Genomic DNA, 23,695 nt, shown 5'->3' on the forward strand with positions numbered 1-23,695 from the left:
CATGACGCAACCCGGACCGCCCCTGCGGATCGGCATCCTGGGCGCCGCACGCATCGCGCCCGCGGCTCTCGTGCGGCCCGCCGCGGCGAGCCCGGACGTGGTGGTCGCCGCCGTGGCCGCCCGCGAGCCCGGACGCGGACGCGCGTTCGCCAGGAAGCACGGCATCGCGCGGGTCTTCGACAGCTACGCCGCACTGATCGCCGCACCCGACATCGACGCGGTCTACAACCCGCTGCCCAACGGTCTGCACGGCCGGTGGACCAAGGAGGCGCTCGCGGCGGGCAAGCATGTGCTGTGCGAGAAGCCGTTCACCGCCAACGCCGCCGAGGCGCGGGAGATCGCGGCGCTGGCCGCGACGTCGGACCGGGTGGTCATGGAGGCGTTCCACTACCGCTACCACCCGATGACCAGGCGGGCCGAGGAGATCATCGCCTCCGGCGAACTCGGCGAGCTGGTGCGGGTGGACACCGCGATGTGCTTTCCGCTGCCGCGGTTCTCGGATATCCGCTACGACTACACCCTCGCAGGCGGGGCGCTGATGGACGCGGGCTGCTACGCGGTCCACATGGCGCGGGTCTTCGGCGGCGAGAATCCGGATGTCGTCGCGGCGACGGCGAAATTACGTGGCCAGGACATCGACCGCGCGATGAGCGCCGAGCTGCGCTTTCCTTCCGGTCACACCGGACGGCTTCGTTGCTCGATGTGGTCGTCGGACGTGCTGCGCATCGGTGCGCGAGTGGTGGGCGAACGCGGTGAACTGCGGTTGCTCAATCCGGTGGCGCCGCAGCTGCCGCGCAGGCTGTCGGTGCGTTCGGAGCGCGGCAGTCGCACCGAGCAGGTCTCGCGCCGCAGCACCTACGCCTATCAGCTCGACGCCTTCGTCGCGGCGGTGCGGCACGGCGAGCCGGTACTCACCGCGGCGGACGACGCGGTGGCGACGATGACGGTCATCGACGCGATCTACGCGGCCGCGGGTTTGCCGCTACGGCAACCGGCCTGACGCGGCGATCGCCTCGTTGTAGACCGCGACCAGGCGTTCGGTGAACCGGGACTGCAGCGTCCGATCCGCGTGCCGCGCCAGCACCTCGCGCATGGAGTCGAGCCGGTCCCGCTGCTGCGCCAGCAGGCGCAACGCCTCGGCGAGCGCGTCCGTCGAGGCGTCGCGCGCACGGAATCCGCCGCCTTCGGGGACGGTTTCGGTGACATCGGGGTCGCAGTGCAGCACCGGAATCCCGGCCGCGACCGCTTCGAGCAGCACCATGCCCTGCGTGTCGCACCCGGCGGACGGGAACAGCAGCACGTCGTTGGCACGCATAGCCGTAAGGCACTCCGCCTGGCTCACTTCGCCGTGCAGCCGGACTCGCTCACGCAGGCCGGGCCGGTCGACGGCCGAGCGCAGGCGCGTTTCCAGCGCTCCCGCACCGTAGATGTCCAGGGTGCAGCCCTCGGCCAGGCGCACCGCCTCGACGGCGTCCAACGGTCGCTTCTCCGCGGAGAAGCGACCGCACCACAGCACCCGCAGCCGGTGACCCCGGTCGCGGGAACGCTCCGGGAGGGCGCGCACCAGATCGTCGTCGACTCCGTTGGACACCACGTGCAGCGGCCGATCCACCCCGTGAGCGGCCAACCGCTGCGCGAAATGCCGTGTCGGCACCACGACGTGGTCCGCGGCCTGTGCCTGCGCGACGAGCGGCCGCCAGGCGTGCCGCGCCGTTCGGCTTTCCGGCAGGCGCGGCAGCTCCTTGCGCAAGCCGACGAACCCGCCGTGCAGCACGCGCATGGTGAGGGCGGCGAGGTAGGGAAACGGCGAATTGCGCTCGATGAAGGAATCGTCGCGGCTGTGCATGGACTGGACGACGGGAAGTCCGTGCCTGCGCGCGGCGCGCAATCCGGCGATGCCCGCGCCGTAGGTGGTCTGCGCGTGCACGACGTCGAAACCGCGCTCGGCGAAGACCGTGTCGATGAGGCGCGCGTTCCTGCGGGTCGGCAGCGCCACCGGATACCCGTTCACGCTCATTCCGCCCGTGGTCGTGAGAACGACGATCCCGGAGTCCGGCGGTGTGGGCTCCGGCGGGGGAATGGTGAACACGGTGACGCGATGCCCGAGCCGCTCCAGCGCCGCGCGTTGTGCGCGCATCGACGTCTGGATGCCGCCGAGGGTGGCGGGGTGGAAATCCGCGAACATCGCGATGCGCAGCGAACGTCCGTCGCCCGGTGGCTCGCTCACGCCGTATCCCGCGTTCGGGGTGTGGAGCAGCCGTCGAGGAATTCGAGGATGTGCCCGTACACGTCGAGTGCGGAGCCGCGTCCGAGGAAGGTGTCGAGATGGCCGTAGGAAGGGATCTCGACGTAGCGGACATCCAGCCCGGGGTGCCGTGCGGTGAGCACGTCGTGGCACAGTTTGTTGGAGTCGAGCCAGACTTCGTTGCGGCTGCCCGACAACAGCAGGACCGGGCAATCGATCCGGTCGGCGTGGTCCAGCGCGTTCTCCGGTAGCACGCGGTAGCGGTCGTCGTTGTCGTTCCAGCGCTGCACGGCATGCGCCAGCTCCATCCGCCGCAACTGGGGCAGAACATGCACCGGGACCGGCCCGAACAGTTGCGCCAAGCGGTCGTGGGTGCGCGGATCGAGATGGTCGTGGACGAACAGCTCGGCACCCATGCCCCAGCCGCCGTGGACCATCCGGCAGGTGGGGTCTGTGCATTCCCCTTTCCGGGTGAGCAGCGCGTACAAAAGCGTTTTCCGCGACCACAGCCCGACTTTGCGGAAATCGGACTCGAGGTGATGGACGCGGGAGCCGAGCAGTTCGCCGCCGACGAGCACGCGCATCCGCACCGCGGCGCTCACTTTCGGAGTGAGGAACACGCCTTGGGCGACGACTCCGGCGAGGCCGGGCACCAGTCCCGCGGCCATGCTCATCGACAGCGCCAGGGCGCCGACGCAATGCGCGACCACGAACAACCGCCGGTCGCCGATGCGTCCGCGGATCTCCTCGACGGCTCCCGGCAGGTCGTAGAGCGCCACGTCGTCGAAGCTGAAACGCGGGCCTGCGGCGTTGTAGGGCAGCCGACAGCTGCCGCGCCAGTCCAGCAGCCACGGCTGGTATCCGGCGTCGACGAGAGCGTCGACGATCGTGCGGATCTCCGGCAGCAGGAACATCTCCGAGGACACGCCGTGGCCGTGGACCAACAGAACCGAGGGCCGCTCGGGATCGTCGACGACCACGCGCCGCAGGCCGAGCAGGGTCCCGTCGGCGGTGCGGAACGGGATCTCCTCCACGACCGGTGCGGCTCCGGGCCGGGTGGGGGTGAGCATCAGCGCGACTCCTTCGCGTTGCGGCGCAGATCCAGCAGTTCGGTGCCCACGCGCAGCGCCGGTTCCAGTAGGCCCTTGCCGAGCTGGGATCCGAACCAGCTCAGCCACAACAGTTTCGCGGTCCGCCGCTGGCGTTCGGACAGGCGTGGATCCACCTGGATGCCGTCGATTTGATCGTGCAGGTAGGTGTGCAGGGGGACCGCGACCTCGCCCGCGAGGCTCGCCGGTTGGTCCTCCCGGCCGAGTTCGACGGTCAACGTGCGTGCCTGCCGGATGATCGTGCGGCGCGCTTCGGCGTATTTGTAGCCCGACAGCCACCACGTCCCGCCATCGGCGTCGCGCAGCGACAGCCGGTAGTGCATCAGCGGGTGTTTCAGTCCGTGCCGCATCGGGATGCCGTCGTGCGGACGCACCGACGCCACACCGGATACCGTGAGCGGGCCGTCGTGCAGACGCGCGCACCGCAGCTCGCCCCCGACATCGACCGTGCGCCCGGCCACCAGCTGGTGGGTGCTCGCGATGGACAGCCGCAGGTTGAGCGTGCAGGAAGTGTCCGCCGCCGCGTCGACGGGCCCGATCGTGCCCACCAGGGTCTCCGCGAACCACAGATACGGTGGGTCCTCCGGCCGTGGCAGCCGTGCCAGGCCGGTGCCCGCGAGCATCTCCAGCGTTTTGTGTTGCGACCGGGCGCCGTAACGGACCGGTTGGGGCAGGTTGTGCGCGCGCAGGAAGGCGCGGGTGCGTTCGTCGGTCGCGGCCGGAACGGACGCCATCGTCTCCAGCGGATGACGCGCGGTAGGGCTGCCCAGCACCTGCGCCAGCGATTCCAGCTCCGGGACCGGCTCGGTGCGGATCCGCTCGACCACCTCGTCACACCAGGCGGCCCAGTGCCGCACCCGCATGTCCATGCCGATCGCCGCCGATTCACCCAGCATCTGCTCCAGCGTGGTCGGCGTGCCGGTGAGATGGTAGTTGTGGCCCCACGCCGTCGGCGCGCACACGATCGCCGCCGCGACCTTGCTCACCCAATCGACCGGGGCCACATGGAGATTGCGCAGCGCGGGGACGGTGCCGAACCGCGACAGCGCCGCGATGATGCCGCTGTTGAGGTCGCGCGGATTGTGCGCGCCGGTCTCGCGGTGCCCGCCGATTCCACCGGGGCGCAGCACCGTGACGACCAGTCCGTGTTCGCGGGCGCGCCGCAGGACGGCCTCGGCCGCCCATTTCGTCCGGTCGTAGCCGATCACGAGTTTGCCGATGTTCGCCACCGGATCGTCCTCGCCCATCGAGGCGATGCCGAGCTCGTTGAACACCGCGATGGAGGAGACGTGGTGCAACGGTTTCGGTCGTCCGGTTGCCGCCAGCCGGGCCAGGGTCAGCGGGCCGAGCACGTTGCCGCGGCGCAGCGACCGGTAGCCACGCAGGAAGTCGACCGCCGCGCCGACGTTGACGATCGCGTCGATCTCGTCCGCCAGCGCGGCCCACGCTTTCTCCGAGAGGCCGAGATTCGGTTCACGCAGGTCGCCCGGCAGCACTGTCACCCGCCTGCGCACCTCCGGCGACCACGGCAGCAGGAAACGCGTCAACGCCGCGGCCAGCCGGTCCACGGCGTCGGCGTCGTCGCGCGCGCGAACGAGGCAGACGACGTGGGCGTCACTGCCGCGCAACAGGTCCAGCAGCAGGTGGCTGCCGAGGAAGCCGGTGGCGCCGGTGAGCAGAACGCGGCGCGGCGCGACCCGCTCCGGCGGGTCCGTGAAGGGCAGCCGGTCGGCTCCGGCGACGTCGGCCATGAGCTGCGCGAGTTCGTCGTCCACGGTATCCGCCACCGGCGACGGCGTTTCGCGTTCGGTGGCTTCCGCTCGCGCGCCCAGCCAGCGCTGCGCCAGCCTGCGCGGCCGCGCGTCGGCGAACACGTCGTCCAACTCGAAGTGGACGTCGAGTTCCCTGGCGAGCGCCGCCACGAATCGCACCGCGGCGACGGATGTTCCGCCGCCGTCGAAGAAATCGGTGTCCGGCCCGAGAGGTTCGACGGTGAAGCGGTCGGCCACCTGGATGACCGCCGCCGTGAGCGAGTCGGTGTCCCACGCGCCGGGACGCGCGATCGCCGCCGTCGCGGTGGCCACGTCGCCGCCCGCGCGGGCCAGCAACGCGGACACGTCCAGACCGCCGCCGCGTTCGATCGCCTCGGCGAGGTCGCGCCGATCGGCTCGCTCGGCGGGCGGCGGGTACCCGCCGTTCGGACTGCGCACAGGAAACTCCTTGTCGGCCATGGTCATCGCGCCCAGGATCGGAACGTGCGCAGGCGATCCAGCGGCACGTCGACCTCGATTCGTTCGCTGTCGATGTCGCCGCCGCCGAGCGCGGCGGCCAACCGGCGGGCGGGCACGTTGCGCGCGGTGCGGTGCACGGTCATACGCACCGTCGCGCGGTCCAGCGCCGCCGCGCGGTCGGCCAGCCAGCCGAGCAGGCGTTCCTCGACGCCGCGGCCGAGGGCGCGGCAGCTGAGATGCCATCCGCGCACCCACAGCGCGGTCGCGTCGGTGTGCACCGCCAGCACGGCGATCGTCCCGTAGTCGCCGAACCGGTCGCGCGCCGCGGCGGTCCACACCTCGCCGTCCTCCCGCCAGCGGTCGACATCCTGGTCGGTGCTCGCGCCCAGCGCGAATTGGCTGGTGCGCCGGACCAGTTGGACCGCACGCGTCAAGCCGTGGTCCGACAGCGGCTCGACGGTCACCTCCAGATCCAGTTGGTCCAGGAACTGCGCGAAATCGACGTGCTCCCTGGCCAGGTCGCGTTCGCGCTCGTACCGGTAGAACTCCGCACGGCCGGCGTCCTCCGCGGTCACCGCCACCGGTGTCACCGGCCACAACCGGGTCAGGAACGCGGTCAGCTCCTCGATCGGGGGACAGGTCACCGCGAGCACTTCCGGCAGGCGGGAACGCATCTTCGCGATCTCCACCGGGTTGTCGTCCAGATAGACCACGTCCTCCAGCGCGAGGCCCAACGTTCGCGCCGCCGCCTCGAGCCGGTCGGTCTTGCTGTCCCACCCGGTGCAGACGAGGGTGAAATCGGTGGCGCGCAGCGGACTGTCCGGGCGGTCCAGCACCGCCTGGACGGAATCCTCGTCGTTGTTGCTGATCAGCACCAGCAGCGTGCCCGCGGCGCGCCATTGCCGCAACCGCCGCGCCAGCGAGCGCCGCGGCGGATCGAAAGTGACCGCCGCGGGGCCGATCTCACCCACCACGCCACTCCACAGTGTGTCGTCGCCGTCCACGGCGATGACCTTCGGCGCGGGCAACAGGGCCGTGCGGGCGACGGCGGCGAGCGTCAGCGCCACCGCCGCCTGGAACTCCTCGGTGAACGGCAGGTGTGCCAGCGCGTCGGTCTGCGCGTCGAAGCGATGCGCCACCCGGTGGTCGCGAGTCCAGTCGGTTTCGGTGAGAACCGCGACGCCGGGGATCTCCCGTAGCCGCTCGGCGGCCAGCCGGTCCCACCGCGTCAGTCGCCCATCGGGTTCGGGCGACGGGAGGACGCCGACGATGATCGGAACGCGAGCGCGTTCGGCCGCTTCCCGGACGGCGGCGGGATACCGTGCGGCGAGTTCATCGAGATCGTCGTCGGTGAGCGGTCCGAATCGCTCCAGGTCCGCCGCGCGCAACAGCACGATGCCCAGGGCGGTCGACGGTTGGGCGAAGACCCCGGACGGGTCGCGCAGCCCGGCCGGCACGTGGTGGTACGGCGCCTCGAACACGGTCGGACCGTCGATGCCGTGAGCGTGTGCCGCCGCGCGATACAGATCCGGCAGCTTGCCCAGCGCGAACGTGGCCGCGAACGCGACGCCGCGCGGCGCCTCCGGACGCGCGGGGCGCGCCGGCAGCCCGGGACGCTCCACCACCTCCTCGAGCAGCGCGAGGTAGTCGCGCCCGAGCCGGGTGCAGCTCGCGTCATCGATGATGTCGGCGTTGTAGGTGAACCAGATGCGGTCCGCTCCGGAGAGCACCGCCACCATGAGGTCGAGATCGGAGTATCCGGTGCCCACCGGAATCAGGTCGGCGCGGTGCACCGGCGCATCGGCCCGCAGATAGTTGAAGTACACCTCGACCAGCGGCGCGTTGTCCCGATACAGGCCCTCCGCGGCGAGCGTGGCGAGCACGTCGGAGAAACCCGCTCCCGGCACCAGCAGGCGCCGCAGCCGGTCGCCGGTCCTGCGCAGTAGGTCGTCGATCGACTCGCCGGGCTCGACGGCCGCCGGATACGGCACGGGCACACCGAAGTAGCCGACCGCGGTCGGCGCGTCGGCGTGGATGCGGGTGTCCACCGGCACGGCGAGCGCGAAACGATCGGTGTCCTGCCGCCGGGCGAGCAGCACTGTCAGCGTGCCGAGGAACAACGCCGCGGGCGTGATACCCAGCTCCCGAGCGCGTCGCGCCGCCCGCTCGCGCAGCCCCGCGGGCAGCTCCAGCAGCACCTCGCCCGCACGATGGGTGCGCTGGGCAGGCCTGGGCCGGGCGAGGGTGAGTTCGAGGCGGCGGCATCCGGCGAATTCCGCGCGCCACTCGGCGTCGGGCTCGGCCTGCGGCGCCTGGGCGGCGAGCAGATCGTGCATGTCCTTGTTGGACAGCGTGTCCGGGAATTGGGCGCCGGACAACTCGGCGCCGATCTCTCCGGCGACCAGCACCATCGACTGGACATCGCACATACCGTGGTGGGCTCCGAAGACGAGCTCCTGCTCGCCGGAATCGGAACTCAGCAGTTCGAACCGCCACAGCGGCCCCTCCGCCAAGTCGAACGGCTCGCGCATCAGCTCGCGGAACCGGACGCGCGTGACGGCGTGATCGAGCCGATCGACGGCCGACGAGCGCAACAGCGGCCCGCCCGGTCGGGACCGCACCTGCAACCGGGTGCCGTGCTCGTCGCTGGGCACGATCACCGTGCGCAACGCCGCGTGCCGCGCGGCGAGGCGATCGAGAATCGCGTCCAGTTCGGCGTGTTCCACCGTCCTGGGCAAGCGCATGGCCAGCCCGCCGGTCTGGGCGACGCTCGGAATGCCTTGCTGGGCCGTGCGCAGCAGCCGCATCAGATCGCGGGTGACGGGCAGCGTGACGACCTCGGGGACGTCCTGGTCGTCCGGGCGCGCGGCGGGCTCGCCCGTCTGCGTGCGCGCCGCCTCGCCGACGAGATATTCCGCCAGCGCGGCGGGACTGCGACCGGCGAAGATCTCGCTCAGCGGCACCAGGATGCCGGTGTCGTCGCGCAACCGGTTGCGCAGTTCCACCGCCATCAGCGAGTCCATGCCCAGCCCCTGGAACGACCGGTCCGCCGTAATGGCCTCCGCACCGGAGTGCCCGAGCACGTCGGCGGCCCGGCGCGCCACCACGTCGATCGCGATCGCGGTCGCCTCGCCGGGCGGCAATCCACGCAGCCGCTCGGCGAACCGGGACCGCACCGACGGGTCGGCGGCGTCGCGGTGCACGACCGTTCGGCGCGAGGGCGGACGGATCGCCCCGCGCAGCAGCAGCGGAACATACGGTGCGCGCCGCATCGCGTCGGCATCGATCCGCAGCGGCGCCAGCACCGGCTCGTTCCGTCGCAACGCCGCGTCGAAGGCGGCCAAGCCGTCACGCGCGCCGAGCGGGCGCACGCCGGAGCGTTCCATGCGCCGGATGTCGGCCGCCGCCATCACCTCGTGCATGTCCAGGCTCCACGGACCCCACGCCAGCGACTGCGCGGGCAGGCCTCGGGCGACGCGATGGGTGGCGAGGGCATCGAGGTAGGCGTTGGCGGCGGCGTAGTTCGCCTGCCCGGGATTGCCGAGAAGGCCCGCGACCGAGGAGAACAGCACGAAGCACGACAGGTCCATGCCCGAGGTCAGCTCGTGCAGGTGATACGCCGCGTCGACCTTCGGCCGCAGCACCGCTTCGAGACGTTCGGGCGTCAGCGAGCCCAGCGTGCCGTCGTCGAGCACCATCGCGGCATGCACGACGCCGCTGAGTGTGCGTCCGCGCAGCATTTCGGCCAGCGCGGCACGGTCGGCCACATCGCAGCGGGCGAAGACCACGTCAGCGCCGAGGCCGGTGAGCTCGGCGCGCAGGTCCTCCGCGCCGGGGCCGTCGGCGCCGCGGCGGCTGGCGAGCAACAGCTTCGTGACCCCGTGCGCCCGCACCAGATGCCGCGCCAGCAGCGAGCCGAGCCGCCCCGGCGCTCCGGTGACGAGTACGAAACCGTCGCCGAAATCGGGGGCGGCACCACCGGACACCGGAGGACGCGCCAGACGCGGCGCGAACAGGACGCCGTCACGCACCAGCGCCTGTGCCGCGCCGGAGGCGAGCACCGTCGCGACGTCGACCTCGGCGTCAGCACTGTCGACCAGCACGATGCGGTCGGGGTTCTCCGACTGCGCTGTGCGGGCCAGGCCCCAGACCGCCGCTCCCGCGGTGTTTTCGATGTCCTCGCCGGGCAGCGCCATCGCCCCGCGGGTGCGTACCACGATGGTCGCCGCCGCGAGTCGCGGATCGTCCAGTGCCGCCTGCAGGCCTGCGAGCGCGCGCCGCACCGCCGTGTGCACCGTATCGATCGAATCGCCTCGAGCGGCTTCGATGATCACCGCGTCCGGCGCGGGCTCGTGCGGACCGAGCCGCGACCAGGCGACGGCGGTGACCGGCCGCGGCGTCATCGGCGTCGGAAGCGCCGCCCACTCCGGCCGGAACAAGGTGCGGTGCGCGGTGGACAACGCGCTGTCGAGCAGCTGCGCCTCGGGTGCGGGCCGAAGGAGCAGCGACCGTATCGACACGACCGGTTGTCCGGTGTGATCGTCGGCCATGACCCGCACCCCGCCGGAGTCGTCGAGCGAGATCCGGACCCGCAACGCCGTCGCGCCGGAGGCATGCAAGCGCACGCCGGTCCAGGCGAACGGCAGCAGCGCCGAACCACTCTCGTCCGCGCCCAGCAGCAGCGCCGCGTGCAGCGCGGAGTCGAGCAACGCGGGATGGATCTCGAAGCGTGCGGCATCGCCGTGGGCGTGCTCCGGGAGCGCCACGTCGGCGAAGACGTCCCCGCCGCGCCGCCACGCCGCGCGCACCGACCGGAACAGCGGCCCGTAGCGATGCCCGCGATCGGACAGTCGCGCGTACATGTCCTCGACGTCGACGGCCGTCGCCCCGGCCGGAGGCCACCGGTCGGCATCGAGGCCGCCGGAATCGGTCTCGTCCGTCGCCGCCAGAATCCCGCGGGCGTGCAATGTCCACGAGGTGTTGAGATCGCGTTCGAGTCGCGAGTGGATCGAGACGGGTCGGCAACCGTCGGCGTCGGCGTCGGCGACCACCACCTGGATCTGCACCGCGGCCTCCTCGGTGAGCACCACCGGGGCGTGCAGCACGAGTTCGCGCACGTTTCCGGTGTCCACCTCGTCACCGGCGCGGATGGCGAGTTCGACCAGAGCGGTGCCGGGCAGGACGACCGCGGCGGGCGCGGCATGCTCGGCCAGCCACGGATGGGTCCGCAGGGAGATCCGGCCGGTCAGCGTCACACCGCCGGAATCCGGTTGCGGCACAACAGCGCCCACGAAAGGATGGCTCGCGGACCGCAAACCCAGCGCCGCGGCGTCCTCGGACACCGATTCGGTCCAGAACCGCCGCCGGTCGAAAGCATAGGTCGGCAGGTCGACGCGGCCGTGCGCGGGCGTGAGGCGGGTCCAGTCGAGGTCGTGGCCGGCCACCCACAGCGCGGCCAGGGCGCGGGCCAGACTGCGCGGACCGTCCTGGTCACGCACCAGCGAGCCGACCGCGACGACCTCGTGACCGGTGTCCTCCGCGACGGCTCGCACCGCCGTGGTCAGCAGTGGATGCACGCCGAGTTCGACGAAATACCGGTATCCGTCGCCGATCATCCGCTCGATCGTGCTCGCGAACCGGACCGGTTCCCGCGCATTGCGGTACCAGTAGTCGCTGTCGGCGGGGTCGGTCATCCGCCCGCCCAGCACCGTCGAGTACCAGGGAACGACCGGCGCGGCGGCGGCCGCCCCGGCGAGTTCGTCGAGCAGTTGCCGCCGGATGGGCTCCAGCAGAGCGGAATGCCCGGCCAGCGCGGGTCCCGCGGCCAGCATCCGCACGTCGACCTGTTCGTCCTCCAGTTCGCGCACGAGCGCCTCGACCGCCTCGCGCGCTCCCGCCACGACCGTGGAGCGGGGGATGTTGATCGCCGCGATCGATACCGCTGTGTCCGACGCCAGCCGTTCTTCGAGTCGCTGTGCGGGCAGGCCGATCATCGCCATCGCGCCCTGCTCGGTGATGCCGGCCATCAGGCGGCTGCGTGTCACGACGACGTGGGCGGCTTCGTCGAGGCTCAGCGCACCGGAGACGTAGGCCGCGGCGATCTCGCCCTGGCTGTGGCCGATCACGGCATCCGGTATGACGCCCGCGTCCCGCCAGGTGGCCGCCAGCGCCGCCATCGTGGCGAACAGCAGCGGTTGCACGAGGGTGAAGTCGCCCAGTTGCGCCGCGGTGAGACCGAACAGCGCGGTCGCCAGCGACCATCCGGTGCGGTGCCGGAACGCTTCATCGCAGCGCGCGAACTCGGCGCGGAACACTTCGGAGCGAGCCAGCATGTCACGTGCCATCCCGGCCCACTGCACGCCCTGCCCGGGGAAGACGAATGCCGTCTTGCCCGCGGTGAGCGCCGCGTCCGCGCCCACGACCACATCGGGCGCCGCTCGGTGCTCGACCAGATCGCCGAGTGCGGAGAGCATTTCGCCCCGCTCGCCCGCCACGACGACGGCCCGCCATTCGAACGGCGTGCGGTGCAGAGCCAGCGAGCGGGACACGGGTGCGGGATCGATTGTGGGATCTTCGGTGAGGTGATCGAGCAGGCGTCGGGCTTGACCGTGCAGCGAGACCCGGTTGCGTGCCGAGATCGGCAGCAGCGCGATCCCGCGACCGCCCGGCTCGTCGTCGAACGGGCCGGACTCGTCGTCTACGGCGGGCGCTTCTTCGAGAATGAGGTGGGCGTTGGTGCCGCTGAGCCCGAACGCGCTCACTCCGGCGCGGCGGGGCCGATCGCCTCTCGGCCACGGCGCCGAATCGGTCCGCACGGCCAAACCGCTGCCGTCCCAATCGATCTGCGGCGTCGGCGGCCCGTCATGGGCCATCCCCGGTATCCTCTCGTGTTGCAGCCCGAGTACCAGCTTGACGACGCCGCCGATGCCGGCCGCCGCTTGGGTATGGCCCACATTGGATTTCAGCGAACCCACGCCGAGCGGGCGTTCGGGCTCCCGGTCGGGACCGAAGACGCGCGCCAAGGCGCGTGCTTCGATCGGATCGCCGAGGGCGGTGCCGGTGCCGTGCGCCTCCACGTAGTCCAGGTCCGCGGGCCTCAGCCCGGCGGCGCGCAACGCCGCCTTGATGACCTGCTCCTGCGCGAATCCGTTGGGCGCGCTGATACCTTGGCTGCGCCCGTCCTGGTTGACCGCGGAGCCGCGGACCACGGCCAGCACCCGGTCGCCGTCGCGCCGGGCGTCGTCGAGCCGCTTCAGCAGCACCAGACCGGCGCCCTCGGCCCACACCGTGCCGTCCGCGCCCGCCGAGAACGGCGCGCACCGTCCCGACGGCGACAGCACACCGAGTTTGCACAGCTCCACGTGCGCGGTCGGTCCCATCAGCAGCGTCGCGCCGCCGGCCAGGGCCAGATCGCATTCGCCCGCGCGCAGCGCCTGCGCGGCCAGATGCATGGCGACGATCGATGAGGAACAGGCCGTGTCGAGGGTGACGGCGGGTCCGTGGAAACCCAGCGTGTACGCGACCCGCCCGGAGGCCACACTCGGGGAGAGCCCGGTGCCGACCTGCCCGTTCAACTGGCTCGGAGCGGGGTCGGCGAGATAACCGGTGCTGTACACCCCGAAGTACACCCCGGTCGTGCTGCCCTGCAGCTGTCTGGGGTCGCGGCCGGACCGTTCGATCGCCTCCCAGCTCAGCTCCAGCATGAGCCGCTGCTGCGGGTCCATCACCGCCGCCTCGCGCGGGCCGATGCCGAAGAACGCGGCGTCGAACTGGTCGACCTGGGTGAGGTAGCCGCCGCGGAAGGTGTAGGCCTTGCCTTCCGCCGCCGGATCCGGGTCGTAGAGCCCGTCGACGCTCCAGCGTCCTGGCGGCACCTCCGACAGACCGTCGCGTCCGTCGTCCAGCAGGCGCCACAGCGCTTCCGGATCGTCGGCGCCGCCGGGAAACCGGCAGGCCATCGCGATGATCGCGATGGCGTCGTCGCTGCGCTCCTGCTGCGGAACGGGCGCGTCCTCGGTTGCGGTATCGTGCAGCGCCGCCACGACTTGCGCGATGGTCGGGTGCTCGAAGAACAGGTTGGTGTCCAGACTCCGCCCGACCCGGTCGGAGAGCTCCACGACGAGTTCCACCAGATCCGCTGAGCCGAGACCGAATTCGACCAGCGGCCGATGCACGTCGATGCGCGCCGGATCGAGGTAGGCCAGCCGGGCGATGATCTCCACCAGCCAGCTCCGCATCTCCTCGGCGCCGAGCGCCTCGCCTCGCGGTGCGCCGACCTCGTCGAGTTCTCCGCGGACAGGCGACACCGGCGCGAACTCGTCGTCGAGATACGCCGCGCGGCAGGCTTGTCGCTGAACTTTGCCGCTGCTGGTCTTGAGGAGGGCGCCGGGCCGGATCAGGACCACCGATCGCAGCGTCAGCGCGTGTTCCGCGCCGATCGCCGCGCGGATCGCTGCTTCGGCGTCGGCGAGCTCGGCGGGATCCTCGGTGCGCACTTCGGCGACCACCACGGGCAGCTCTCCGTCGATGCCCCCGTCCACCGAGAACGCCGCGACGCACCCAGGGCGGACGGCCTCGTGCGCGGACTCGACCGTCGACTCCAAGTCCTGCGGGTAGTGGTTCTTGCCGTCGATGATCAGCACATCTTTGCGCCGGCCCGTGACGAACAGCTCACCGCCGGAGAAGAATCCGAGATCGCCGGTGCGCAGGAAAGCGCGATCGTCATCGTCCAACCCGGCATGGAAGGTCTCGGCGGTAGCCGTCTCGTTGCCCAGATACCCCGCGGCGACACTGGTTCCGGTCACCCAGATCTCGCCCTCGACGCCGTCGGCGCACGCGGTGTGCCGGTCGGGATCCACGATGACGATCGACAGCCCTTCGGCCGGGCGCCCCACACCGACCAGCTCGGACCGACCGGGCGGCAGGATCACCGTCGGCGGCGCGCCGAGCCGCGCGGCGCTGACGATGAGCGTGGCCTCGGCCAAGCCGTAGACCGGCTGGAACGACTCCGCCCGGAATCCCGTACTCGCGAAGGTGTCGGCGAACCGGCGCACCGTGGCCGGACGCACCGTCTCCGCACCGTTGAACGCCACTCTCCAGCAGCTCAAGTCGAGGCGGTCGATCTGTTCGGAAGTCATGCGGCGCAGGCACAGCTCGTAGCCGAAATTGGGGCCGCCGCTGGTGTGCGCGCCGAACGCGGAGACCGCTTGTGGCCAGCGCTCGGGGCGCTGCAGAAAATCCTTGGGCGACAACAGCACCGCGTTCGCGCCGACGAACATCGTCTGCAACACGGGGGCGATGAGCCCCATATCGTGATACATCGGCAGCCAGCTGACGAACAGCGCGTCGGTGAGCGAAGCCAGCAGATCCGGCGTATGGCCCAGTGCCGTGGCGATGGCGCGTTCGTTGTGCAGCAGGTTCGCGTGGGTGACCACGACGCCGCGCGGCGCGCTCGTCGAACCCGAGGTGTACTGCAGGAAGGCGACCGAGTCCGGCCCGACGGCGGGCCTGCGCCACGAGGCCGCCGCGTCGTCGGGGATCTCGTCGGTCGCCAGCCAGGACGGCTCGCCCAGTTCGGGCAGGTGCTCGATCGGCGCGGTGGCGTCGGCGCGGACCTGGGCGGTGGTGAGCACCGCGTCCACGCCGGCATCGGCGACAAGGTGCCGCAACCGCCGCAGGGAGCGGGAGTCCAACTGCGGCAGCGGGGCGGGCACGGCGACGACGTTCGCGGCCAGACAGCCGAAAAAGCTTGTGATGAAATCCAATCCGGACGGGTACAGCAGCAGAGCCCGGCGGATGCCGCGATCCTGCAACGCGGCGGCGATCGCCCGCGCCCGGGCAGACACCCCGGCATAGGTGATGTCGTCGATGGGGCCGTCGGCGTCGCCGGTGCGCAAGAAGCGGTACGCGGTCGCGGCGGGCACGGTCTCGCCGCGGGTGAGCAGGATATCGAGGAACGAACGGTAATCGGTCATGCGGTACAACCTTCGGAACTCGACGGTCACGGTTGTCGTGCGCTCGCCGGTCGCCGCCGCGATCGGTCCGCGGCGGCCGACCGGCAGCTCATGGTCGGGGGGTCGCGGCGGCGAGTTTCTCGACGGCGTCGACCGCCGCGGGCACGCCGTTCTCCTTCGCGGCCGTGTGGCCGACCTCTGCCGCTCGCTGCCGCACCTGGGGCGTCAAGACCTGCGCCAACGCGCGATGCAGACGATCGGTGGTGATCGTGCGATACGGGAAGGTCGCTCCGATGCCGAGCGCGGCGATGCGCCAGCCGTAGAAGAATTGATCGCTGTGCACCGGGATCACCACGGCCGGGATCCCCGCTCGCACCACGTCATGGGTGTTGCCGCTGCCGCCGTGGTGCACCACCGCGGCGCACCGCGGCAGGACGCGGTCGTAGTCGAACGAATCGATGATCAGCAGGCTGCGGTCGGCGCTGAACCCTTTCGGGAATCCCTCGCCTTTCACCGTGACGAGTGCCCGTGCGCCCAAGCGCGCGCAGACCGTCGCGATCATCTCGCGGCATTCCACCGGATCCAGCACGGGCATTCCGGTCATGCAGAAATAGATGGGCGGTGACCCTTCGCCCAGCCACGCGTCGAGCTCCGGATCGATGACCGCTTCGCCCCAGGCGTCACGCAGCGGCTGCGGCAGAACGGAAGCGCCCACGATCGTCGCGCGGTCCGGCCAATCGTGCGGCTTGGGCAACAGCATCGGGCTCACCATGTGGACCAGCGGTATCCGCTCCGCACGCAGGCGCCGGAAAGGATTGCGCGGCCTGCCGGGCAGGCCCATGTGACGGCGCAATTGCCGGTCGACCTTGCGATACAGGAACGTATAGGACCATTCGAACAGGCTGTAGCTCGCCCGTGACAGCGTGCGCGACGAGGTCATGTTCTTCGCCATGAACGACGACGGGAACTCATCGGTGCGTTCGAGCGGATAGGGCAGGCAGCCCAGTACCGGCGTCCCGGTCTTCTCGCGGAACTCCATCGCCCACGGCAGCGTCGACGCGCAGGCGACGACGACGTCCGCGGACGTGCAGGCGCGCAGGAGTACCTCGTGCATCGCGACACCGCGCTCACCTTCGATGATCCGCACCGTGTCGAGCATGATGCGCACGAACGGCAGCGTCTTGCCGGAGGCCAGCGCCCGCTTGGCCGCGGTCGTCTCGAGCAGTTCCGCGGCGTCGAAGGGGATCACATGGGGTTCGAAGCCCGCGTTGCGCACGATCTGCGCTTGATTGCGGGTGGCGGTGATGTCCACCTCGTGACCGCGGGCGCGAAATTCCTGCGCCAACGCGAGATATGGTTGATGATCGCCCCGGGTACCTGCGGGCAACAAGGCCACACGCATACTATCGACTTCCGCTCGTGCACTGGGCTCGTCCGGCCGAATCCCACGAATCGGCCGACATCTGGTTCGTTGTCGGGGTCCGCCTCCCGCGGACGTCCGCTCGCTCGACAGAGTTCGGAACGGTACTCGGCCCCCCGCCGTTCTCAACGGGCCGATTGCCTGTCTGCAGAATCGAGAGTTGGTCCTTTCGTTCGAACGATGAGCCGACGGACCGCGCCGAACCCGGCGTGGTCGGTTCCGCGAAACCGGCGCAGGCCAGTATCCCGGCTCGACCGGGCGTCGTCCAGACTAGGCGCGGACCGGGGTGCGTTCTTCTCAGTGCTGGGAGGTAGCGGCCCGGGAACCCACGGCCGAGCCGACCGGAAAACAAGGGGCGTCAAGCGGGTCCGGCGCGCTACGGTGCCCGGATGCGCGATACCGACGATTACTTCGGCGAGCAGGTCGCGGCCAGCTATGACGAGTCCTCGGCCGCGATGTTCGAGCCGGGCGTCGTCGACCCGGCGGTGACCTTTTTGGCAGAGTCGGCCGAAGATGGCCCGGCCTTGGAATTCGGCATCGGAACGGGGCGGATCGCCTTGCCGCTCGCCGCGCGCGGAGTTCCCGTGCACGGCATCGATACGTCACCCGCGATGCTCGCCCGGTTGCGTGCCAAGGCCGGCGGCGACGAGATCGCCGTGACCGTCGGAGATTTCGCGTCTACGAAGCTGACGTCACGATTCTCGCTGGTCTACCTGGTGTTCAACACGATCATGAACGTGACCACCCAGGCGGGTCAGGTCGCCTGCTTCCGCAACGCGGCGGCCCACCTCCGACCCGGCGGCCGCTTTGTCGTCGAAGTCATGATGCCCGGACTGCGCGGGCTGGCGCCCGGCCGCAACACGGTGCTGTCTCGGACCGGATCGTCGAAATGGGCCTACGACGAGTACGACATCGCCACGCAGACAATGAGTTCGAACTACATCGAGGTCGTCGAGGGACGCGGCAGTTACCGATCGATTCCGTTCCGCTACGTGTGGCCCGCGGAATTGGACCTGATGGCCGAGATCGCCGGCCTGCGGCTGGATGCGCGGTGGGACGGGTGGACACGCGAACCGTTCACCAGCGAGAGCCGCGGACACGTCTCCGTCTGGCAGAAGCCCGGCGGCTGAGCCCGGCGCTGCGGGTTGCGTCGTCGTCCGAGGCGACGTGTCCTCGCCGTTCGTGAGTCGAACGCGCGGAACGCGCTGGGGCGTACCGATCCCGTCACCACACGCGATAAGGCACGGTGGCGGTATAGCCGGTGGTGCGGTCCAGGAGGACGGTCAACCGCAACTGCCAATAGCCGGGGAGGACAACGCGCACCGGTTGGGAAACGAAATAGTGCGGGCCCAGTTCGACGGGCTCGATCCGTCGGAAGGGAACGTCGATGGGGCCCGAGGCATCGCCGGTACGGGTCAGTCGGCCGGTGACGGCGGAGGCGTCGATCGGGGTTCCGCTCGCGTCGCGCAGGTGGATGGTCAGCTCTTGTTCGCCCGCACCGGCGCCGTCGACGGTGACCTCGGCTCGTGCCCGGCCGAGGTCGGCGGTCACCGTGATCCGCGGGTCGTAGGCGTCCCTGGCCGGTGTCGTGCCCGCGAGGACGCCGGTCACCACCAGAACGGCCGCCAGAAGGACGAATTCGAGGCGCAGCGCCGATTGCGGAACGCGGCCGCGAACGATTCGTCGCGCGGCGAGCACCACACCGGCCGCGGCGAGCGCCAGCGCCGATTTGAGCAGCAGGAGCCGACCCCACGACGTCGTCCACAGCGCCGCGAGCGGGTCGACCGAGCGGAGGCTCTGATAGACGCCGGTCAGCGCGAGCGCGGTGACGGCGGCGATCGCGACGCGGCCGAAGCGCGGGAGCAGGGCGGATCGGTCGGGCCGCCGCCGGACCGCGACGGCCAGCACGACGGCACCCACCCACAACGCCATCGCCAGCACATGGACCGCGGTGGAGAACAACGCGGCGGGTCGGTCTCCCCCTGCCAGGGCGTGGCCCGACGCCGCCGTCGCCACGACGATCACCGCTCCCGCGACGGCGATCACTTTCGGTCGCGACCGACCGGCCGCGAGCGCGGCACCGGCGACAGCGCGCACCACGGCCGCCACACCCGGCGAGGATGTGAGAGCCTGCGCCCACACCTGTGGATCGGCCCAGCCGTCGGGGCCGGTGAGGCGAGCCGGTGTCATGGCGAGCGCGAGCAGCGAGACGGCGACGACGGTGGCCGACCCGATCCCGGTCAGTTGCGCGACCAGCGCCGTCCTGGTCCCCGCACGCCAGACCAGCAACGTCACCCCGGGGACGCCGACCGCGAGCACCACCCCGAGATATCCGACGGCGGTGAGCATCCTGGCTACGCCGTCGGCGGTGACCGCGATCGGATCACGAGGTGGATCGCCGAGGGTCAGGTCAGGCGGCACCCGGATACCGAACACACTGGAACCGCTGACCGTGTGACCGTCCGCGGACAGCACCACCCAGCTCAGCAGATACGTCCCAGTGGGCAGCTCGGGCCGCACTCCGACCACGACGGCACGGCCGCCGTCGGCGGCCGACACCGCCTCGGTGTCGACCCGGCGGCCGTCCTTGTCGGAGACAGTGACACCGGCGCCCGCCGCCGTCACCGGTTCGTCGAAACGCACCGTCACCCGCGTCGGAGCGTCCGGGATGGTCGCACCGTACGCGGGGTCGGTGGCGACGAGCACGGCATGCGCCGACGCGACCGCCGACGGAGCCAGTAATACGGCCGCGACCGCGGACAGCCCGGCCAGCAGTACGCGTGCCAGGACGGTCACCGGCTGCGCGCGCCGCGCACGAACGGCGCCGCCGCCAGAGCCAGCGCGCCGAGCGCCGCCACCAGCGCGATCCAATCGACCCATCCACCGGAATCCGAATTCTGCCCCGCTACAGGCGATTGCGCGGACGCCGCCGCGGTAGCGCCGGGCGCCTGGTGCCCGCTGTGGCCGGATTCGGCGCTCAGACGCACCACAGGAGCCGGTTTGTCGGGCGGTGTCCCGTCGGTGCTGCGTTCGATCCAGGAGACCACGGTGCCGTCGCTGTAGGTCTGGATCGCGGGCAGCGCGAGTTCCCGGACATCCGGCAGCGGACCGAGCAGCAGCCGGAATTCCCCGAATTCCCCCGGCCGCACGGCGGACCCGGGTTGCGCGGTGAACGTCACCGACGACACAGCCGAGGTCACCGTCGCGCCGTGCCCGTTGTCGATCGGCGCGGGTAGCGTGGTGCGGCGCGTCGACACATCCCATCCGGGTGTCGTGGCGGTGCGTACGACGGCGAGCGGATGGTCCAGAGGCAGGCCGACTTCCAGCCGCACGGTGCCCGCCGTCTCGGATTCCGTGGGAACCCGCAGCGTGACCACGCTGTACCCGCCGGGGGCCGCGTCCGGTGCGCCGGCCGTGACGTGCGCGGCCGCGATTCCCGGTCCGGCGCACAGCCCGGCCAGCACCATCGCGGCCGTGGCGGCGAGACGTCTCACTGCGAACCTCCCTGTCGTTCTCCGAGTTCCCGCGCCGCGGCCGTGATGCGCGCGGCGTCGACGAGCGTGATGGCCCGCCCTTCGTGCGCCACCACGACCGGCCCGGAATGGCCGGAGATCCGGGCGGCGGCGCGGGTCAGCGGTTCCGTGGTGCCCGCCACCGGCAGCGGCGGTGCCAGATGAGCGATGACGGGGTCGTCGTCCGGCGCACCGGCCAGCGTCGTCGCGACCGCCGCGCCGAGGATTTCCGGTACCACGACCGGTCCGGCCTCGTCGCGCAGCAACAGCACCGGAAGTGCGGGTGCCGCGCCGAGCAGCGTTCGAGCGTGGGCGACGGTCGCATCCGACGGGATGGTGCGCGGACTTCCGGCGACCTCGCCCACCACATCGGCCACCGTCGGTCCGGTCACTCGGTCGCGCAGCGCGAAGCCGAAACGGCCGAGCCACTGGTCGTCGAAATATTTGGTGAGATAGGAGCGACCGGAGTCCGGGGCGATGACGACCACCACGTCGTCCGACCGCAGTGTCCGCGCGACCCGCAGGGCGGCGGCGATCGCGGTTCCCGACGATCCGCCCAGCAACAGCCCCTCCTCGCGGGCGAGGCGATGCAGCACCTCCAGCGCCTCCGGGTCACCGATCCGCTCGATGTGATCCACGACGGCGGGGTGATACGAGGTGGGCCACTGGTCGTCCTCGGTGTCGGGATGCCGGTAGTGTCCGACGGATTCGACGTACCAGGCACGACCGTCGCCGCCGCCGTAGACGGAGGTCTCCGGGTCGGCGCCGATCACGCGGACCGCGCCCCCGGACACCTCTTTGAGGTACTCGCCCGCGCCGGTGACGGTGCCGCCGGTACCAACGCCCGCGACGTAGTGGGTGATTCGCCCGCCGGTCTGGGCCCAGATCTCCGGACCCGTCGTCCGGTGATGCGCCGCCGGATTCGCGGGATTGTCGTACTGCCCGGCGAACCACGCGCCCGGGATCTCGGCGGCCAGCCGGGTCGCGACCGTGCGCACGTGCTCCGGATGATCGGCCGGCCGCCCGCCCGGGGTCACCCGCACCTGTGCGCCGTAGGCGCGCAGCAGCGCGAGCTTCTCCTGGCTGGTCTTGTCCGGCACCACCACGATCGTGCGGTAGCCGCGTGTCGCGGCGATGGCGGTCAACGCGATGCCGGTGTTGCCGGAGGTCGCCTCCACGACCGTGCCGCCGGGCCGCAGCTCACCGGAGGCCTCGGCGGCGTCGATCATCGACCGCGCGGCGCGATCTTTCACGCTGCCCAGCGGATTGAGGTACTCGAGTTTGACGTATACCGTCGCGGTGATCCCCTCGGTGACCCGGTTCAGCCGGACCAGCGGGGTATTGCCGATCGCGTCGGTGACGGAGTCGAAGACCCCGCTCGTGCGCGGGTGGGTTGCGGTCATGCGACGGCCCTGCCTGTCTCGCCGAGCAGCCGCAGGATCTCGCCCCGCAGCCGCAGATATTCCGGATCATCATGCGTGCGGGGCCGGGCCAGTGCGATCGGCACGTCCCGCACCACCTTCCCGGGCCGGGCGGAGAAGACCACGACCCGGTCCGCCAGCCGCAACGCCTCGTCGACGTCGTGGGTGACCAGCACGGCGGTGAACCCGTCCTCCTGCCACAGCCGGACGATCTCGGTCTGCAGCGTGGCGCGGGTGAGCGCGTCGAGCTTGCCGAGCGGCTCGTCGAGCAGAAACAGCCGCGGCCGGTTCACCAGCGCCCGCGCCAACGCCACCCGCTGCGCCATCCCGCCGGACAACTGCGCCGGATACGTGTCCCGGAAACCGTCGAGACCGACCAGTGCGAGGGCTTCGGCCACCCGGGTCCGGTCCTCGGCCAGGGTGCCGCGAGCCTGCGGTCCGAGCGCGACATTCTGCTCCACGGTCCGCCACGGGAACAATGTCGGATCCTGGAACATCAACGCCCGGTGCGGATCCGGGCCCTCGATCGGCGCACCGTCGGCGCGCAGCACGCCCCGCGACGGCCGCTCGAGTCCCGCGAGCAATCGCAACAAAGTCGACTTGCCGCACCCCGACGGCCCGAGCAACGCGACGAACTGCCCCGCTTCGATCCGCAGGGACACGTCGGTGAGCACCCGCAGCCGGCCCAGTTGCTGGGCGCGGGTCGGTTCGGGTGCGGGCCGCCCGAGCAGGCGCTCGACGACGTTGCGCGGGCGTGCGCCCGCCACCGCGAATTGATGTGAGACCGCATCGATCTCGACCGCGCTGCCGCGTGCCGCGCCGCTCACCATCGCACCAGATCCTTCTCCCAGGCCAGCACGCGGTTGCGGACACGGAACAGCAGCAGCATGAGCGTGCGGCACACCACCACCATGATCACGATCGCCGCGTACATCCGCGGATAAGCCGCCCACCCCTTGGTCCACTGGATGTACCAGCCCAGACCGTTCTTCACGCCGAGCAACTCCGCGACGGCCAGCGCGGCCAGCGAAGCGCCCAGACCCATGAACAGTCCGGTGAAGATGCTCGGCAGAGCGCCGGGCACCGCGACCCGCCAGACGAGGAAATGCTTGGACGCCCCGAGGGTCTGCGCGACATCGAAGTAGCCACGCGCGACCCCCGCGATGCCCGCGCGGGTGAGCACCGCCACCGGGAACCACACACCGAACGCGACCATGAAGATGCTGCCGCTGTAAGTGGTGGGGAACAGCACCAGCACCACCGGCAGCAGCGTGCCCGCCGGCACCGGGCCGACGGTCTGCAGCACCGGATTACCCCAGTAGGCAGCGAGTTTCGACCAGCCGAGAGCGATGCCGGTGCTCAGGCCCGCGACCGCGCCGATGACGAACCCGACCGCCAGCAGCAGCAGCGAATGCCACGTGCTCGACGCGAGCAGTCCCGCGTCGCTGTAGAACACCAGCAGCATCTGCTGCGGCGACGCGAAATGCGGTGGTTGCAGCCACCCGGTCTTGGCGGTGGCGAATTCCCAGAACAGCACCCAGACGCCGAGCACCGCGATCCACGGTGTCCAGTACCGCAGCCGCAGGGTGGCCGCGCGGTCGCGGTAGGCGTAGGCCGCCCACACCGTGAGCGCCGCCGTCCAGGCGGTGAACAGCACTCCGGCCGCCAGCGGCGCCGCGACGTCCAGTTCGTCCGGGACCGCGAGCGTCACCACCGCGGTCAGAGCCCACACCGCCCAGGCGAGCGCGAAGCCGAGCGTCGGCGGATAACGTGTCACCGCGGTTCCCGGCGGCCGCGTCGCAGG

12 protein-coding genes are annotated in these 23,695 nt (G+C 71.1%); 2 read left to right on the plus strand and 10 right to left on the minus strand.

Translation table 11 applies throughout. The annotated features are described in order from the left end of the window. The first annotated feature begins 1 nt into the window (after position 1). Entirely contained in the window at positions 2 to 1,000 is a 999-nt protein-coding gene (locus AB0L97_RS27480; RefSeq protein ID WP_364434897.1) for a Gfo/Idh/MocA family oxidoreductase, read from the plus strand. Here AB0L97_RS27480 and AB0L97_RS27485 read toward each other — a convergent pair. From AB0L97_RS27485 to AB0L97_RS27505, 5 genes are all read right to left on the minus strand, one after another. Beyond that, entirely contained in the window at positions 983 to 2,227 is a 1,245-nt protein-coding gene (locus tag AB0L97_RS27485) for a glycosyltransferase (protein ID WP_364434900.1), read from the minus strand. The two genes, AB0L97_RS27480 and AB0L97_RS27485, sit on opposite strands and share 18 nt — an antisense overlap. Continuing rightward, the gene (locus AB0L97_RS27490) at positions 2,224 to 3,315 is read right to left on the minus strand and encodes an esterase (protein WP_364434903.1); all 1,092 of its coding nucleotides are present in this window, start codon (positions 3,313 to 3,315) and stop codon (positions 2,224 to 2,226) included. Before AB0L97_RS27490 ends, AB0L97_RS27485 begins: the two co-directional genes overlap by 4 nt. After that, positions 3,315 to 5,591: a thioester reductase domain-containing protein gene (locus AB0L97_RS27495; RefSeq protein WP_364434906.1), complete on the minus strand. Its 2,277-nt coding sequence runs from the start codon at positions 5,589 to 5,591 to the stop codon at positions 3,315 to 3,317. Before AB0L97_RS27495 ends, AB0L97_RS27490 begins: the two co-directional genes overlap by 1 nt. Continuing rightward, on the minus strand, positions 5,588 to 15,559 hold the full coding sequence (locus tag AB0L97_RS27500) for an HAD-IIIC family phosphatase (RefSeq protein WP_364434909.1): 9,972 nt from the start codon (positions 15,557 to 15,559) through the stop codon (positions 5,588 to 5,590). The genes AB0L97_RS27495 and AB0L97_RS27500 overlap by 4 nt, the downstream gene beginning before the upstream one ends. A gap of 88 nt (positions 15,560 to 15,647) precedes the next feature. After that, the gene (locus tag AB0L97_RS27505; protein WP_364434912.1) at positions 15,648 to 16,940 is read right to left on the minus strand and encodes a glycosyltransferase; all 1,293 of its coding nucleotides are present in this window, start codon (positions 16,938 to 16,940) and stop codon (positions 15,648 to 15,650) included. Positions 16,941 to 17,347: 407 nt separating this feature from the next. Between AB0L97_RS27505 and AB0L97_RS27510 the strand changes: the two genes are divergently transcribed. Next, positions 17,348 to 18,088 (plus strand): class I SAM-dependent methyltransferase, encoded by a 741-nt coding sequence (locus AB0L97_RS27510; protein ID WP_364434915.1) that lies wholly within the window; start codon positions 17,348 to 17,350, stop codon positions 18,086 to 18,088. A 94-nt stretch (positions 18,089 to 18,182) separates the two neighbouring features. Here the strand turns inward: AB0L97_RS27510 and AB0L97_RS27515 are convergent, their stop codons facing one another. Genes AB0L97_RS27515 through AB0L97_RS27535 form a run of 5 tightly spaced genes read right to left on the minus strand, consistent with a single transcriptional unit; the run spans position 18,183 to position 23,668 of the window. Continuing rightward, a complete protein-coding gene (locus AB0L97_RS27515) occupies positions 18,183 to 19,754 on the minus strand; it encodes a copper resistance protein CopC (protein ID WP_364434918.1) in 1,572 nt (523 codons plus the stop codon). Beyond that, a complete protein-coding gene (locus AB0L97_RS27520; protein ID WP_364434921.1) occupies positions 19,751 to 20,452 on the minus strand; it encodes a YcnI family protein in 702 nt (233 codons plus the stop codon). Before AB0L97_RS27520 ends, AB0L97_RS27515 begins: the two co-directional genes overlap by 4 nt. Then, positions 20,449 to 21,873, minus strand: coding sequence for a pyridoxal-phosphate dependent enzyme (locus AB0L97_RS27525; protein WP_364434924.1), 1,425 nt, complete (start codon positions 21,871 to 21,873; stop codon positions 20,449 to 20,451). Before AB0L97_RS27525 ends, AB0L97_RS27520 begins: the two co-directional genes overlap by 4 nt. Beyond that, positions 21,870 to 22,721, minus strand: coding sequence for an ABC transporter ATP-binding protein (locus AB0L97_RS27530; protein ID WP_355080558.1), 852 nt, complete (start codon positions 22,719 to 22,721; stop codon positions 21,870 to 21,872). Before AB0L97_RS27530 ends, AB0L97_RS27525 begins: the two co-directional genes overlap by 4 nt. Continuing rightward, a complete protein-coding gene (locus AB0L97_RS27535) occupies positions 22,715 to 23,668 on the minus strand; it encodes an ABC transporter permease subunit (RefSeq protein WP_364434928.1) in 954 nt (317 codons plus the stop codon). The genes AB0L97_RS27530 and AB0L97_RS27535 overlap by 7 nt, the downstream gene beginning before the upstream one ends. Between the last annotated feature and the right edge of the window lie 27 nt (positions 23,669 to 23,695).

This window comes from Nocardia sp. NPDC051911 (assembly GCF_040681035.1).
Taxonomy (GTDB): domain Bacteria; phylum Actinomycetota; class Actinomycetes; order Mycobacteriales; family Mycobacteriaceae; genus Nocardia; species Nocardia sichangensis.

Excerpts from the sequence above, each read along its gene's own strand:
- AB0L97_RS27480 (WP_364434897.1), top strand. The coding sequence starts at position 2 with ATGACGCAACCCGGACCGCCCCTGCGGATCGGCATCCTGGGCGCCGCA.
- AB0L97_RS27490 (WP_364434903.1), bottom strand. The coding sequence starts at position 3,315 with ATGCTCACCCCCACCCGGCCCGGAGCCGCACCGGTCGTGGAGGAGATC.
- AB0L97_RS27495 (WP_364434906.1), bottom strand. The coding sequence starts at position 5,591 with ATGACCATGGCCGACAAGGAGTTTCCTGTGCGCAGTCCGAACGGCGGG.
- AB0L97_RS27500 (WP_364434909.1), bottom strand. The coding sequence starts at position 15,559 with ATGACCGATTACCGTTCGTTCCTCGATATCCTGCTCACCCGCGGCGAG.
- AB0L97_RS27505 (WP_364434912.1), bottom strand. The coding sequence starts at position 16,940 with ATGCGTGTGGCCTTGTTGCCCGCAGGTACCCGGGGCGATCATCAACCA.
- AB0L97_RS27510 (WP_364434915.1), top strand. The coding sequence starts at position 17,348 with ATGCGCGATACCGACGATTACTTCGGCGAGCAGGTCGCGGCCAGCTAT.
- AB0L97_RS27525 (WP_364434924.1), bottom strand. The coding sequence starts at position 21,873 with ATGACCGCAACCCACCCGCGCACGAGCGGGGTCTTCGACTCCGTCACC.
- AB0L97_RS27530 (WP_355080558.1), bottom strand. The coding sequence starts at position 22,721 with ATGGTGAGCGGCGCGGCACGCGGCAGCGCGGTCGAGATCGATGCGGTC.